Annotated in this window: 16 protein-coding genes; 11 read left to right on the forward strand and 5 right to left on the reverse strand. The window is 72.0% G+C overall.

What is annotated here, in order from left to right:
* Positions 1-180: 180 nt before the first annotated feature.
* The 4 genes from ybaK to ACZ43N_RS08560 form a co-directional block, all read right to left on the reverse strand.
* On the reverse strand, positions 181-690 hold the full coding sequence (gene ybaK, locus ACZ43N_RS08545) for a Cys-tRNA(Pro) deacylase (RefSeq protein ID WP_468095969.1): 510 nt from the start codon (positions 688-690) through the stop codon (positions 181-183).
* A gap of 51 nt (positions 691-741) precedes the next feature.
* Positions 742-1,482, reverse strand: a complete 741-nt coding sequence (locus tag ACZ43N_RS08550) for an LON peptidase substrate-binding domain-containing protein (RefSeq protein WP_468095970.1) — start codon at positions 1,480-1,482, stop codon at positions 742-744.
* 11 nt (positions 1,483-1,493) lie between these two features.
* On the reverse strand, positions 1,494-2,552 hold the full coding sequence (locus ACZ43N_RS08555) for a hypothetical protein (RefSeq protein WP_468095971.1): 1,059 nt from the start codon (positions 2,550-2,552) through the stop codon (positions 1,494-1,496).
* 149 nt (positions 2,553-2,701) lie between these two features.
* Positions 2,702-4,285, reverse strand: coding sequence for an oxidoreductase (locus ACZ43N_RS08560; protein WP_468095973.1), 1,584 nt, complete (start codon positions 4,283-4,285; stop codon positions 2,702-2,704).
* Between the two features lie 183 nt (positions 4,286-4,468).
* Here ACZ43N_RS08560 and hisD point away from each other — a divergent pair, with 183 nt between their 5' ends.
* From hisD to hisF, 8 genes are read left to right on the forward strand one after another with little or no spacing between them, the layout of a single operon-like run.
* Positions 4,469-5,839, forward strand: a complete 1,371-nt coding sequence (gene hisD, locus ACZ43N_RS08565) for a histidinol dehydrogenase (protein WP_468095975.1) — start codon at positions 4,469-4,471, stop codon at positions 5,837-5,839.
* Positions 5,836-6,945 (forward strand): histidinol-phosphate transaminase, encoded by a 1,110-nt coding sequence (locus tag ACZ43N_RS08570; RefSeq protein WP_468095976.1) that lies wholly within the window; start codon positions 5,836-5,838, stop codon positions 6,943-6,945. The genes hisD and ACZ43N_RS08570 overlap by 4 nt, the downstream gene beginning before the upstream one ends.
* Complete coding sequence (hisB, locus tag ACZ43N_RS08575) at positions 6,942-7,535, forward strand: imidazoleglycerol-phosphate dehydratase HisB (RefSeq protein WP_468095977.1); 594 nt, start codon at positions 6,942-6,944, stop codon at positions 7,533-7,535. The genes ACZ43N_RS08570 and hisB overlap by 4 nt, the downstream gene beginning before the upstream one ends.
* On the forward strand, positions 7,532-7,696 hold the full coding sequence (locus ACZ43N_RS08580; RefSeq protein ID WP_468095979.1) for a hypothetical protein: 165 nt from the start codon (positions 7,532-7,534) through the stop codon (positions 7,694-7,696). The genes hisB and ACZ43N_RS08580 overlap by 4 nt, the downstream gene beginning before the upstream one ends.
* Entirely contained in the window at positions 7,693-8,361 is a 669-nt protein-coding gene (gene hisH / locus ACZ43N_RS08585; protein ID WP_468095981.1) for an imidazole glycerol phosphate synthase subunit HisH, read from the forward strand. The genes ACZ43N_RS08580 and hisH overlap by 4 nt, the downstream gene beginning before the upstream one ends.
* Positions 8,362-8,364: 3 nt before the next feature.
* Positions 8,365-9,090 (forward strand): bifunctional 1-(5-phosphoribosyl)-5-((5-phosphoribosylamino)methylideneamino)imidazole-4-carboxamide isomerase/phosphoribosylanthranilate isomerase PriA, encoded by a 726-nt coding sequence (priA, locus tag ACZ43N_RS08590; protein ID WP_468095983.1) that lies wholly within the window; start codon positions 8,365-8,367, stop codon positions 9,088-9,090.
* Complete coding sequence (locus ACZ43N_RS08595; protein WP_468095984.1) at positions 9,087-9,509, forward strand: RidA family protein; 423 nt, start codon at positions 9,087-9,089, stop codon at positions 9,507-9,509. The genes priA and ACZ43N_RS08595 overlap by 4 nt, the downstream gene beginning before the upstream one ends.
* Positions 9,506-10,261, forward strand: a complete 756-nt coding sequence (gene hisF, locus ACZ43N_RS08600) for an imidazole glycerol phosphate synthase subunit HisF (protein WP_468095986.1) — start codon at positions 9,506-9,508, stop codon at positions 10,259-10,261. The genes ACZ43N_RS08595 and hisF overlap by 4 nt, the downstream gene beginning before the upstream one ends.
* Before the next feature lie 79 nt (positions 10,262-10,340).
* On the opposite strand, the gene ACZ43N_RS08605 is transcribed toward hisF, so the two are convergent.
* Complete coding sequence (locus ACZ43N_RS08605) at positions 10,341-10,976, reverse strand: TIGR03085 family metal-binding protein (RefSeq protein WP_468095987.1); 636 nt, start codon at positions 10,974-10,976, stop codon at positions 10,341-10,343.
* Between the two features lie 215 nt (positions 10,977-11,191).
* Between ACZ43N_RS08605 and hisI the strand changes: the two genes are divergently transcribed.
* From hisI to ACZ43N_RS08620, 3 genes are read left to right on the forward strand one after another with little or no spacing between them, the layout of a single operon-like run.
* Positions 11,192-11,638 carry a phosphoribosyl-AMP cyclohydrolase gene (gene hisI / locus ACZ43N_RS08610; protein ID WP_468095989.1) on the forward strand — a complete coding sequence of 149 codons (447 nt, stop codon included), beginning with the start codon at positions 11,192-11,194 and terminating at the stop codon, positions 11,636-11,638.
* Between the two features lie 11 nt (positions 11,639-11,649).
* Positions 11,650-13,128: an anthranilate synthase component I gene (locus ACZ43N_RS08615; protein WP_390951846.1), complete on the forward strand. Its 1,479-nt coding sequence runs from the start codon at positions 11,650-11,652 to the stop codon at positions 13,126-13,128.
* A gap of 52 nt (positions 13,129-13,180) precedes the next feature.
* On the forward strand, positions 13,181-13,825 hold the full coding sequence (locus tag ACZ43N_RS08620; protein WP_468095990.1) for a TIGR02234 family membrane protein: 645 nt from the start codon (positions 13,181-13,183) through the stop codon (positions 13,823-13,825).
* Positions 13,826-13,967: the final 142 nt, after the last annotated feature.

Genomic DNA, 13,967 nt, shown 5'->3' on the forward strand with positions numbered 1-13,967 from the left:
GGGTGCGGGTGGGTGGGGGTTGTTCGCGCATTCCCCGCGCACCTGAAAAGCGTCCGGGGCTGCGCCCCGTGCTTTTCAGCTGAAGGGCGGGCCGCAGGCCCAACCCTTCAGGGGCGCGGGGAACCGCGCGAGAAACCACAACGCACCCGCAGTCGCCGAATCACACGCACCCCCGAGTTGTCAGGCGCCCTGAACCCTGGCGATCGGCGCCATCGTCGCACCCGTCAACGCCGCCAGATCCCCCGGCACCAGCTCCACCTCCAGCCCCCGACGCCCGGCCGAGACACAGATCGTGGCGTGCCCGGAGGCCGACTCGTCGAGGACGGTGCGGAGCCTCTTGCGCTGGCCCAGGGGGGAGATGCCGCCGCGGACGTACCCCGTGGTGCGTTCGGCGAGGGTGGGGTCCGCCATCGCCGCCCGCTTGCCGCCGACCGCCGTCGCCAGGGACTTCAGGTCCAGTGAGCCCGCGACCGGCACCACCGCGACGACCAGCGCGCCGTCGACGTCCGCGACGAGGGTCTTGAAGACGCGCTCGGGCGAGACGCCCATCGCCTCCGCCGCCTCCTCGCCGTAGGAGGGGTGGGACGGGTCGTGCTCATAGGCGTGGACGGTGAACTCCACGCCCGCCGCGGTCAGCGCCACCGTCGCCGGAGTGCCCCCCGCCTGCTGCTTCTTCGACTTCTTCGCCATCCCAGCCTGTTCCTGGTAGCCGTGTCCTGGAGCCGTGTCCTGGAGCCGTCCTCAGTTGAGGCTCGTCGGACCCCGCGTCAGTTCCGACGCGGGCAACGACGGCAGACTACGGATGATGGCGGTCTCGGCGCGCAGGAGTTTCAGCTCGTCGCGCAGCCGGGACGCGGTGTCGGGGGCCTGGAGGAGCCGCTGCTTGGCCGGGGTGTCGAGCATCATCGCCGCGGCGACCAGATACGACACCACGGCAGGCTCGTCGGGAAGGTCCGAGCCCGTCGACAGCGAGCGCTCCCGCGCTCCCGCCAGACGCTTCTGGTACTGGCGGAAGGCCCGCAGGACACCCTCCGCGAGCGCGCCCGCCTCGTCGCCGGGTGCCTCCGGCAGTTCCTCCAGGTCCGCCATGAGGAACGGGCCGGTCGTGTCCAGGGAGAGCAGTCGTACCCGGTTCGTGCCGGTGGCGAGGACCTCGAACGTGCCGTTGTCGCGCTCCCGGATGGTGGCCGCGTCGGCGATGCAGCCCACGGAGTGGAACGCCTTGGCCGGGTCGTCGCCGAACCCGGCGGTCGGCCCGCGCTCGGGGAGCGCCGTCGGATCCGGCATGCCGGGCGCGCTCGGCGCGACCTCGTGGCCGTCGCGGATGGCGACGACGGCGAAGCGGCGTGGTTCGTCCTCGGGGGTCTTCAACAACTCGCGCATCATGGCGCGGTAGCGCTCCTCGAAGATGTTCAGAGGAAGCACGAGCCCCGGGTACAACACCGAGTTCAGGGGGAAGAGCGGCAGCCGGACGGTGGTCACGAGGCCAGAGCCTAGTCGTCGTCGGGGCGCGCGCGTTCGCCCGTACTCGTTTGTGACCTCGCCGCGGGCCGTCCGGCACGCTTCCGGGACCTCGTCAGCAGTGGTGTCGAGGACGCCACCTCCAGCCGTACCCCGTCCCGCAGTTGGAGGAACTGGCCCAGCGGATCGTCCGAGACCCGGTCCCAGGGGAACGAGGTGGCGTACGGGCCGATCCTGCGCAGCTGCTCCAGGGCGTCCTGCCAGCGTTCGAGGCGGACGAGGACATAGGCGAGGAGGTTGCGGACCTCGGCGGGCCACGGGTCGCCGGGCGGGTACTCGGCGGAGAGCGCGATCGCGCGGTCCGCCGCCTCGTCCAGCCGGGCGCGCCGCACCTCGGGGCCGCCGCCACCGACGAGATGGGCGAACGCCGCCCGCACCGGAAGGGCCTGGATGAGGGAGCCGGGCAGAGCCTCCTCGGCGGCCCGTTCCGCGAAGTCGAAGCACTCGTGGTGCGAGCCGTACCAGGCGGCGGAGCGGTACTTCAGGGCCGAGACATGACAGCCGTAGTGGTGCGGGGAGCGGCGGACCGCTTCCGCCCAGAGCCGCGCGAAGCCGGTGCGGCCGACGCCCGTGCCCCGGGCGTGGTCCAGGGCGATCCGCCACGGCACGGGGTCGCGCGGTTCGCCCTCGGCGGCCGCCATGATCAACGGACCCGCCTCGCGCAGCAGTTCCGCCCTGGCCGGGGAGTGCCAGCCGCGGGTCACCGCCAGCTCGGCCCCGACCAGCAGGACATCAGGGTCGTGCGGGGCGGCGCGCCGCCAGTTGTGCAGCCACTCGTCCGTGGCGCGGGCGAAGGCGGCGAGCCGCAGCGCGTACCGGTCGCGGTTCTCCCACTCCGCCGCCTCACGCGTCATCGCGAGGAGCCCGGCCACGGGGGCGTACTCACCCCGGCCGGCCGCGACCAGCGCGGGCCCGAGCCGCTCGTCGGGGGCGTCCAGCAGCACCTCGTCGTCGGCGGGCAGACCGTCGGCGAGCCCCGAGGTGTGCCTCACCATCCGGGCCGTACGCACGAGCGCACGCAGAAGGTCCATTGGCGCGCCCCCTTTGCGCCCGGCCGGTGCCGCTCCGCGCGGACCGGTGCTCACCGTCCTGGTGCAGCGGTCGACGGTGGTGTCGTGGTCGGTGGTTCGGTGGGAAGACGGTGGGGGAGCGACTCCGGTTGTGCCTCTCCACAACCTTTTCAGTTCCTGCTCAACAGCCGCGTGGCACCCGCGGCGACCGTCGTCGCGAGGATCCAGCCCAGCAGGATCACCACCACGGCCAGCCACTGCCAGCCGCCGCGCAGCTGCCAGTAGCCGACCTGACCGAGATCGATCACCGGGAGCAGCAGATCCAGGGCGAACAGGGACGGGCTCCAGTGCGGGTGCTCGCCGCTCTTGATCGGCGGATGGTCCGCGTGCGAGAAGGCGTACGAGGCGAGCGCCCACAGCAGCGCCATCCACACGACCGCCCGGCCCGGCCGGTACCCGTACGCCACCGTCCAGTCCTGCGCGTAGCCCCACAGCTTGGCCGCGAGCGGCAGGTTCTCCCGCCGGTGGCGCTGCTTGGCGAGGAGCACGTCCCGGGCGCCCTCGTCGTCGCCGCTGGCCCGCAGCACCGTCGCGAGCCGCTCGTACGGCTCCGGCTGGTACTCGGGGGTGGCCGCCGCCACCCACTCCAGACGTCCGGCGAGCGGGAACCGGTCGCGCGGTACGAGGTTCTCGTACTGGAAGCCGCCCATCTGGAGGTTGCCCGGGCCGGGCCAGCTGTCCGCCCGGTCGATGAGGACGCCGACGCGGGCGCCGGACAGCACGACCTTGCCGCGCTCCGGCTTCTCGCCGAGGAAGCGCAGCTCGGGCACCTGGACCCGGCGCAGCGACAGCTCCTGCTCGTCCGTGAAGGTGAACCTGGCCCGCTCCAGGTCGACGGCGTCCCCGAAGCGCCCGTCGTCCAGCCGTATCCCGCCCTGGCACTCGAACCGCTGGACGCGGGTGCCGCGCGCGGGCGTGCTGCCGCTGGTGTAGAGCGGGTTGCCGACGCCGGCGGGGGTCAGATACAGGGTGCGCTCGACGGTCAGCTGGGGCGCGTTGAGGGCGAGGCGGCCGTAGGGGTTGGCGAGCCGGCTGCCGCGCAGGCTGAGCGACGCGCCGACGGTCGCGCCGCGCAGGCTCAGCTCGCCGTGCGACTCCAGCATCTCCGCCTGCACGTCCTGGGCGACGCTGAGGCCGTCGGCGGACAGGGAGCGGCCGTGCCGGTCACGGTAGACGACCGCCTGGTTGAGCAGCAGATCGGTGCCGATGTGCGCGTCGGCGAGCCGCACCCCGTTGTGGAAGCGGCAGCGCGGCAGGTGCAGATCGCCCTCCGTGTGCAGCCGGGCCGCCTCCAGCCGCGGCACCGAGCAGTCCACCAGCCGTACCGTGGTGAACCGGGCCTCCGGCAGCAGGATCTCCTTCTCGAAGCGGCAGGACTTCATCTCCACGTACGGGACCACCTGGCCGCCCGCCAGCTCCAGGACGTCCTTGATCTGCACGCCGACCAGCTTGAGCGCGGACACCCGGCCGGCCAGCGCGGGCGGCCCGTCGAGCAGCAGCCAGGCCACGATCCGGGCCCGTACCGTCCGCTCCGGGCCCCAGGGGTGGCCGCCGTGCGGATCGTCCTCGGCGGTGTCGCCGCTGCGGAGGTCGTACACGCTGCCGTTGCGGAATGCCTGCCACATACCGGCCTCGGCGGCGGTGAGGTCGTCCGGGAGGTCTCCGTCGTCCCGGATGGCGGCACCCTCGGTCACGGCTCTTCCTTCCTCCGTCTCCACCACTCACGTGTATCGCACAACAGTTCATGCTGGTGATGCCCGCTGAGTGACATCCCGAACGCTAGACGTGAAGAGGATCTTCCGGGTTCTCGTTCCGACGCGTATCAGCCATTGGAACGTGCGGACAGCCGCCGACCGCGGTCTGAGAGAATTGGGCCTGTGATCTCCCGAATCGATCTGCGCGGCGACGCCCTCCCGAAGGGACCCGCCCTGCGCGACCTGCTGCCCCGAGCCGACTTCGACGTCTCGGCCGCCCTGGAGAAGGTGCGTCCGATCTGCGAGGCCGTGCATCATCGCGGGGACGCGGCGCTGATCGACTTCGCCGAGAAGTTCGACGGCGTACGCCTCACCTCCGTCCGGGTCCCGGCCGAGGCCCTCGCGGACGCGCTGGACCAGCTCGACCCTGCCGTCCGCGCGGCCCTGGAGGAGTCCGTCCGCCGCGCCCGCCTCGTCCACCGCGCGCAGCGCCGCACCACGCACACCACCCAGGTCGTGCCCGGCGGCACCGTCACCGAGAAGTGGGTGCCGGTCGAGCGTGTCGGCCTCTACGCCCCCGGCGGCCGTTCGGTCTACCCCTCCTCGGTGATCATGAACGTGGTCCCGGCGCAGGAGGCGGGCGTCCCCTCGATCGCCCTCGCCTCCCCGGCGCAGGCCGAGTTCGGCGGGCTGCCGCACCCCACGATCCTCGCCGCGTGCGCCCTGCTCGGCGTCGACGAGGTGTACGCGGCCGGCGGCGCCACCGCCGTCGCGATGTTCGCCTACGGCACCGAGTCCTGCCCGCCGGCCAACATGGTCACCGGGCCGGGCAACATCTGGGTGGCCGCCGCCAAGCGGTACTTCACCGGCGTCATCGGCATCGACTCCGAGGCGGGCCCCACCGAGATCGCGGTCCTCGCGGACGACACCGCCGACCCGGCGCACGTCGCCGCCGACCTGATCAGCCAGGCCGAGCACGACCCGCTCGCCGCCGCCGTGCTCGTCACCGACTCCGTCGCGCTGGCCGACGCGGTGGAGAAGGAACTGGGCCCGCAGGTCGAGGCCACCAAGCACATCGAGGACCGGATCCGCCCCGCGCTCGCGGGCCGGCAGTCCGCGGTCGTCCTGGTCGACGGCATCGACGAGGGCCTCAGGGTCGTCAACGCGTACGGCGCCGAACACCTGGAGATCCAGACGGCCGACGCCGCGGCGGTCGCCGAGCGTGTCGTCAACGCGGGCGCCATCTTCATCGGGCCGTGGGCGCCCGTGTCGCTCGGCGACTACGCGGCGGGCTCCAACCACGTGCTCCCGACCGGCGGCTGCGCCTGCCACTCCTCCGGTCTGTCCGTCCAGTCCTTCCTGCGCGGCATCCACATCGTCGACTACACGAAGGACGCGCTGGCCGAGGTCGCGCACCACGTGGTCACGCTGGCGGAGGCGGAGGACCTGCCCGCCCACGGCGCGGCGATCAAGGCACGTTTTGGCGGAGCCGAACAGTGGACACGTGGCGGAGCCGAACAGTGGACACGCGGCTGGAAGGTACCTGGTCAGTGAGCTTCGGAATCGACGATCTTCCCGTCCGGGACGAACTGCGCGGCAAGAGCCCCTACGGCGCGCCCCAGCTCGACGTCCCCGTACGGCTGAACACCAACGAGAACCCCTATCCCCTGCCCGAGCCGCTGGTCGAACGGATCGCCGAGCGGGTGCGCGAGGCGGCACGGAACCTCAACCGCTACCCCGACCGGGACGCGGTGGAGCTGCGGACCCGGCTCGCGGAGTACCTGACGCGGACCTCCGGGTTCGCCGTGGACGTGACGAACGTCTGGGCGGCCAACGGCTCCAACGAAGTGATCCAGCAGCTGCTGCAGACCTTCGGCGGACCCGGCCGTACGGCCATCGGCTTCGAGCCGTCGTACTCGATGCACGGGCTCATCGCGCGCGGTACGGGCACCGGCTGGATCTCCGGGCCCCGCAATGACGACTTCACGATCGACCTCGCGGCGGCCGAGCGGGCCATCGCCGAGCACCGGCCCGACGTCGTGTTCGTCACCACCCCCAACAACCCCACCGGCAACGCGGTCCCGCCGGAGACGGTCCTCGCCCTGTACGAGGCGGCCCAGGCGGCCAAGCCGTCCATGGTCGTCGTCGACGAGGCCTACATCGAGTTCAGCCACGGCGACTCCCTGCTGCCGCTGCTCGAAGGACGGCCGAATCTCGTCGTCTCACGCACCATGTCCAAGGCCTTCGGCGCCGCCGGTCTGCGCCTCGGCTACCTCGCCGCGCACCCGGCGGTCGTGGACGCGGTCCAGCTCGTGCGGCTGCCGTACCACCTCTCCGCCGTCACCCAGGCGACCGCGCTGGCCGCCCTGGAGCACACCGACACCCTCCTCGGCTATGTCGAACAGCTGAAGACCGAGCGGGACCGGCTGGTCGCCGAGCTGCGCGCCATCGGCTACGAGGTCACCGAGTCCGACGCCAACTTCGTGCAGTTCGGGACGTTCGCCGACGCGCACGAGGTGTGGCGGAAGATCCTCGACCGGGGCGTCCTGGTCCGGGACAACGGCGTACCGGGGTGGCTGCGGGTGACCGCCGGCACCCCGGCCGAGAACGACGCGTTCCTCGACGCGGTACGTGAACTGAAGAAGGAGCAGAGCGCATGAACCGCGTAGGACGCGTGGAGCGGGTCACCAAGGAGACGTCGGTCGTCGTCGAGATCGACCTCGACGGCACCGGCCGCACGGAGATCTCCACCGGGGTCGGCTTCTACGACCACATGCTCGACCAGCTCGGCCGCCACGGACTGTTCGACCTGACCGTGAAGACCGACGGCGACCTGCACATCGACTCCCACCACACCATCGAGGACACCGCCCTCGCGCTCGGCGCCGCCTTCAAGCAGGCCCTGGGCGACAAGGTGGGCATCTACCGCTTCGGCAACTGCACGGTCCCGCTGGACGAGTCCCTCGCCCAGGTCACCGTCGACCTCTCCGGCCGCCCCTACCTCGTGCACACCGAGCCCGAGAAGATGGCGCCGATGATCGGCGAGTACGACACCACGATGACCCGGCACATCCTGGAGTCCTTCGTCGCCCAGGCCCAGATCGCGCTGCACGTGCACGTGCCGTACGGGCGCAACGCCCACCACATCGTCGAGTGCCAGTTCAAGGCGCTGGCCCGCGCCCTGCGCTACGCCTCCGAGCGGGACCCGCGCGCGGCCGGGATCCTGCCCTCCACGAAGGGCGCGCTGTGAACAGCCTCTCGACCATCCTGATCGTCGTCGGTCTGTTCCTGGTCGGCGGGATCATCTCCTTCGTCAAGCAGCAGATGCCGAAGGGCCTCATCGTGCTGCTCTCCATCGGCGCCGCGATGTGTCTGGTCGCGGGCGTCATGAGGCTGGAGGTGTGGAATTGAGCACCGAGAACGCGGGGGCGAGGACCACTCCCGCCAAGCGGGTCGTCGTCTTCGACTACGGCTTCGGCAACGTCCGCTCCGCCGAGCGCGCTCTCGCGCGCGCGGGAGCCGAGGTCGAGATAACGCGTGACTTCGACAAGGCGATGAACGCGGACGGGCTCCTGGTGCCCGGCGTCGGCGCCTTCGCCGCCTGCATGAAGGGCCTGAAGGAGGCGCGCGGCGACTGGATCATCGACCGCAGGCTCGCGGGCGGACGCCCCGTCATGGGCATCTGCGTCGGCATGCAGATCCTCTTCGCCCGCGGCATCGAGCACGGTGTGGAGACCGAGGGCCTCGACGAGTGGCCCGGCGCGGTCGAGCCGCTCCAGGCCGAGATCGTGCCCCACATGGGCTGGAACACCGTCGACGCCCCGCCCGGCTCCGAACTGTTCGCCGGCCTGGACGCCGACGCCCGCTTCTACTTCGTGCACTCCTACGCCGTCCACGACTGGACCCTGGAGACGCACAACCCGACCCTCACCACACCCAAGGTCACCTGGTCGACGCACGGCAAGCCCTTCGTGGCGGCCGTCGAGAACGGCGCCCTGTGGGCCACGCAGTTCCACCCCGAGAAGTCCGGCGACGCCGGAGCGCAGCTGCTGAACAACTGGATCGGAACCCTGTAGACCATGGCAAAGCTCGAACTCCTCCCCGCCGTCGACGTCCGCGACGGCCAGGCCGTCCGCCTCGTGCACGGCGAGTCCGGCACGGAGACCTCCTACGGCTCCCCGCTGGAGGCCGCCCTCTCCTGGCAGCGGGCGGGCGCCGAGTGGCTGCACCTGGTCGACCTGGACGCCGCCTTCGGCACCGGCGACAACCGCGAGCTGGTCGCCGAGGTCACCCGGGCGATGGACATCAAGGTCGAGCTCTCCGGCGGCATCCGGGACGACGCCTCCCTGGAGAAGGCGCTCGCCACCGGCTGCACCCGCGTGAACCTCGGCACCGCCGCCCTGGAGACCCCCGAGTGGGTCGCCAAGGTCATCGCCGAGCACGGCGACAGGATCGCGGTGGGCCTCGACGTCAAGGGCACGACCCTGCGCGGCCGCGGCTGGACCCGCGACGGCGGCGACCTCTACGAGACGCTGGCGCGCCTCGACAAGGAGGGCTGCGCCCGGTACGTCGTCACCGACATCGCCAAGGACGGCACGCTCCAGGGCCCCAACCTGGAGCTGCTGCGCAACGTCTGCGCGGTCACCGACCGTCCGGTCGTGGCGTCCGGCGGCGTGTCGTCCCTCGACGACCTTCGCGCCGTCGCCGAGCTGGTGCCCCTCGGTGTCGAGGGCTCCATCGTCGGGAAGGCCCTGTACGCGAAGGCGTTCACCCTGGAAGAGGCCCTGGAGGCTGTGTCGTCATGACGTCCGATGCCGTGCGGCGGGTGCAGAGCGGGAGTTCCTGGGAGGAGTCCTTCGGCTCCGCGCGGGCCGTCGCGGCGGGCGACCGCGTGCTGGTGGCGGGCACCACGTCCTTCAAGGGCGATGTCCTGTACGGGGAGGGCGACCCGTACGAGCAGGCCAAGGTGGCCTTCACCAGCGCGGTCGAGGCGCTCGGCGAGTTCGGGCTCGGCGCCGAGTCCGTGATCCGGACGAGGATGTACCTGGCGCACCTGCGGGACGTCGACGCGGTCGGGCGGGCCCACCGGGAGCTGTTCGAGCCCGTGCGCCCCGCCGCGACCCTGCTGGTCGTGGACGGTTTCTTCGACCCGCGCGTCCTCGTCGAAGTAGAAGTCGAAGCATTCAAGGGCCAGAGGCCTTCCCAAGGAGCCGTGGATTCATGACCCTGGCGGTCCGAGTCATCCCCTGCCTGGACGTGGACAACGGCCGGGTCGTCAAGGGAGTCAACTTCCAGAACCTGCGTGACGCGGGCGACCCGGTCGAGATGGCCAAGGTGTACGACGCCGAGGGCGCCGACGAGCTGACGTTCCTCGACATCACCGCGTCCTCCGGCAACCGCGAGACCACCTACGACGTGGTGCGCCGCACCGCCGAGCAGGTCTTCATCCCGCTGACCGTCGGCGGCGGCGTCCGTACCGCCGAGGACGTCGACAAGCTGCTGCGGGCGGGCGCGGACAAGGTCGGCGTGAACACCGCGGCGATCGCCCGCCCCGACCTGATCCGCGAGATCGCCGAGCGCTTCGGCCGCCAGGTCCTGGTCCTGTCGGTGGACGCCCGGCGCACGGAGTCCGGCTCCTTCGAGGTCACCACCCACGGCGGCCGCAAGGGCACCGGCATCGACGCCGTCGAGTGGGCCCACCGGGCGGCCGAACTGGGCGCCGGGGAGATCCTGCTCAACTCCATGGACGCGGACGGCACGAAGGACGGCTACGACCTGGAGATGATCAGCGCCGTCCGCAAGCACGTCACGGTCCCCGTCATCGCCTCCGGCGGTGCCGGCAGGCTCACCGACTTTCCCCCGGCCATCGAGGCCGGCGCCGACGCCGTCCTCGCCGCCTCGGTCTTCCACTTCGGAGACCTCCGCATCGGCGAGGTCAAGAACGCGCTGCGGGAAGCGGGCCACCCGGTGAGGTGACACCCGCCGGTTCCGCGTGAGCCCCGGTCACCTGGTGGCCGGGGCTCACGCCTGGGCGCAGGCGGCCGGGCGGATCCGGTCAGATCCCCAGCTGCTTCGTCTCGTGCAGCCTGGCGATCGCCTCCTTCTCGCCCTCCAGTTCCACGTCGGCGACCTGCTGGCGGCCGTAGAGGAACAGGAGCAGCTCCGAGGGCTCACCGGTGACGGTGACGACCGGAGTGCCCCGGTGGGCGACCGCCGTGCGGCCGTCCGGGCGGCGCAGGACCAGGCCGGTGGGGGAGCCGCGGCCCATGAGACGGGCGGCGCGCTCCAGCCGGGACCAGAGGGCGTCCTGGAAGACGTGGTCGAGTTCGCGTGGGGACCAGTCGGGCTGGGCGCGGCGGATGTCCTCGGTGTGGACGTAGAACTCGATCGTGTTGGACGCCTCGTCGATCTGCTTGAGGGAGAAGGGCGAGAAACGTGGCGGGCCGGTCCGGATGAGCTGGATCAGCTCCTCGAACGGCTTTGCGGCGAACTCCTCCATCACCCGGTCCAGGCGGGAGGCGAGCTGCTTGATGAGGATGCCCCCGGCGGCGTCGGGGCGACGCTCCCGCACCACCACATGCGCGGCGAGATCCCGGGTCGTCCACCCCTCGCACAGGGTGGGGGCATCGGGGCCCGAGGTCTCCAACAGGTCAGCGAAGAGAAGCCGTTCACGCTTGGCATGGGTCGACATGCCGCCAGCCTACGACCGGCGTCACCGGCCGCCCAGTGCGGGCCCGCCGACACGGCGGCAGGGGCCGTGCGATTGCGGGGCCGCGCTCGGTGGCCGGGGCGCGGCCCGGCCCCCCGCGGAGCCGTCCTCCGAACGGGAGTTGTTCGTACGACAATGTGGTCCGGCCTGTGGACAACGGGCGGGGAGGATCGCCGCGGCGCGGCACAATGGCACTCATGACCAGCACGCCGTCCCCCAGCAGCCCCAGCGGTCCCGGCGCCCCGAGCGGCCCCGGCGCTCCCAGCGCGCTGGACCCCGAGATCGCCGCGCGCCTCAAGCGCAGCGCCGACGGGCTCCTGCCCGCCATCGCCCAGCAGTACGACACCGGCGAGGTGCTCATGCTCGGCTGGATGGACGACGAGGCACTCCACCGCACCCTCACCACCGGACGCTGCACCTACTGGTCGCGCAGCCGCCGCGAGTACTGGGTCAAGGGCGATACGTCCGGTCATTTCCAGTGGGTGAAGTCGGTCGCCCTGGACTGCGACGCCGACACGGTCCTCGTCAAGGTCGACCAGGTCGGGGCCGCCTGTCACACCGGCGCCCGCACCTGCTTCGACGAGGACGTCCTCAAGTCCGTCGAGGGCGGCGCCGATTCCGTCGCACCGTCACTGGATCAGTAAGGTCAGCCGCCATGGACCTCGAGACCTTCCGCAAGCTGGCCTCCGACCGCCGTGTCATCCCCGTCAGCCGCAAGCTCCTCGCCGACGGCGACACCCCGGTCGCGCTCTACCGCAAGCTCGCCGCCGAGCGCACCGGCACCTTCCTCCTCGAGTCGGCGGAGAACGGCCGCTCCTGGTCCCGCTACTCCTTCGTCGGTGTCCGCAGCCACGCCACCCTCACCGCCCGGGACGGTCAGGCGCACTGGCTCGGCACCCCGCCGGTCGGCGTCCCGGTCGACGGCGACCCCCTCGCCGCCCTCCGCGCCACCATCGAGGCACTCCACACCCCGCACCAGGAGGGCATGCCCCCCTTCACCGGCGGCATGGTCGGCTACCTCGGCTACGACATCGTGCGCCGCCTGGAGAAGATCGGCCCCGGCGAGCAGGACGACCTGCGGCTGCCCGAACTGACCATGCTGCTGACGAGCGACCTGGCGGTCATGGACCACTGGGAGGGCTCGGTCCTGCTGATCGCCAACGCCATCAACCACAACGACCTGGACACGGGCGTCGACGAGGCCTACGCCGACGCCGTCGCCCGCCTCGACGCCATGCAGGCCGACCTCACCCGGCCCGTCGCCCAGCCCCCGGCGGTCCTCCCGCCCTCCGAACTGCCCGAGTACACCGCTCGATGGGGCGGCCCCGACTTCCAGGAGGCCGTCGAGGACATCAAGGAGCGCATCCGCGCGGGCGAGGCCTTCCAGGTCGTCCCCTCCCAGCGCTTCGAGACCCCGTGCACGGCGAGCGCGCTGGACGTCTACCGCGTCCTCAGGGCGACGAACCCCTCCCCCTACATGTATCTGTTCCGGTTCGACGGCTTCGACGTCGTCGGCTCCTCGCCCGAGGCCCTGGTCAAGGTCGAGGACGGACAGGCCATGGTCCACCCCATCGCCGGCACCCGGCACCGGGGCGCCACCCCGCAGGAGGACCAGGCCCTCGCCGACGAACTGCTCGCCGACCCCAAGGAGCGCGCCGAGCACCTCATGCTCGTGGACCTGGGGCGCAACGACCTGGGCCGGGTCTGCGAACCGGGCTCGGTCGAGGTCGTCGACTTCATGTCCATCGAGCGGTACTCCCACGTGATGCACATCGTCTCCACCGTCACCGGCCGCGTCGCCGCCGGTCGCACCGCGTTCGACGTGCTGACCGCCTGCTTCCCCGCCGGCACCCTCTCCGGTGCCCCCAAGCCCCGCGCGATGCAGATCATCGACGAGCTGGAGCCGTCCCGCCGCGGCCTGTACGGCGGCTGCGTCGGCTATCTGGACTTCGCGGGCGACTCGGACACCGCCATCGCCATCCGCACGGCCCTGCTGCGCGACGGCACGGCCTACGTCCAGGCCGGCGCGGGCATCGTCGCCGACTCCGACCCCGTCGCCGAGGACACCGAGTGCCGCAACAAGGCGGCGGCGGTGCTGCGTGCCGTGCACACGGCGAACCGACTCGGACAATAGGGCGCTTCTCACGTGAGCCCCGGGTGACAACCCACCCGGGGCTCAGGCGATAGTGGAGTACGTGACCGCAGTACCTCACCCCCGTTCCGAGCCCGCGTTCGTCCGCTCCGGCCGGCGCAGCCTCGCCCTGGCGTTGCTGAGCGGCGCGCTCGGCGCCGCCGTCGCGCTGCTCGCCACCCGTCAGCGCTGGTCCGAGGGCACGGCGTCGGTGGCCGGCGGCGCCTTCCCGCTGACCGCCAAGGGCAGCGACATCACGGGCGTGCCCGCGGCGCTCGCCGTGGTGGGCCTCGCCGCGCTCGTCGCCGTCTTCGCCGTCCGCCGCTCCGGGCGCGTGCTGGTCGCCGTGCTGCTCGCCCTGTCCGGCGCGGGCACCATCGCCGCCGCGCTGTACGGGGCCTACGACAGCTCGGCGCTCGACGACAAGGCCGCCGAGGCCTCCGGCGACGCCTCCGCCACCGTCGGCGCGCTCAGCCACACCGGCTGGCCGTACGTGGCGGCGGTCGGCGGCGCCCTCATCCTGCTGGCCGGGCTGCTCGCCCTCCGGTACGGACGGCTGTGGCCCGGGATGTCCGGCCGCTACGAGCGCGACGGCACGCCCCGGCAGCGCAAGGCCAAGCCGGTGGACCCCGACCGGCCCGAGGACATGTGGAAGGCCCTGGACCGGGGCGAGGACCCCACAGGAGGGGACCCGGCGTAGACCGGTGCCCGGCACCGGCAGACCGGCCTTGCGGCCCGTCGACGGGTCGGGCCGGGCGGGGACGGACCCCCGCTCGAGGCACTCGTGGGCGTACGGAACAATGGACGACGAGCGTCCGACTCACCACAGGCATCGAGTGACA

This window comes from Streptomyces sp. NPDC030814 (genome assembly GCF_055572155.1).

Coding starts and splice junctions, on each gene's coding strand:
- ybaK (WP_468095969.1), bottom strand. CDS start 690: ATGGCGAAGAAGTCGAAGAAGCAGCAGGCGGGGGGCACTCCGGCGACG.
- ACZ43N_RS08555 (WP_468095971.1), bottom strand. CDS start 2,552: ATGGACCTTCTGCGTGCGCTCGTGCGTACGGCCCGGATGGTGAGGCAC.
- hisB (WP_468095977.1), top strand. CDS start 6,942: ATGAACCGCGTAGGACGCGTGGAGCGGGTCACCAAGGAGACGTCGGTC.
- priA (WP_468095983.1), top strand. CDS start 8,365: ATGGCAAAGCTCGAACTCCTCCCCGCCGTCGACGTCCGCGACGGCCAG.
- ACZ43N_RS08595 (WP_468095984.1), top strand. CDS start 9,087: ATGACGTCCGATGCCGTGCGGCGGGTGCAGAGCGGGAGTTCCTGGGAG.
- hisF (WP_468095986.1), top strand. CDS start 9,506: ATGACCCTGGCGGTCCGAGTCATCCCCTGCCTGGACGTGGACAACGGC.
- ACZ43N_RS08605 (WP_468095987.1), bottom strand. CDS start 10,976: ATGTCGACCCATGCCAAGCGTGAACGGCTTCTCTTCGCTGACCTGTTG.
- hisI (WP_468095989.1), top strand. CDS start 11,192: ATGACCAGCACGCCGTCCCCCAGCAGCCCCAGCGGTCCCGGCGCCCCG.
- ACZ43N_RS08615 (WP_390951846.1), top strand. CDS start 11,650: ATGGACCTCGAGACCTTCCGCAAGCTGGCCTCCGACCGCCGTGTCATC.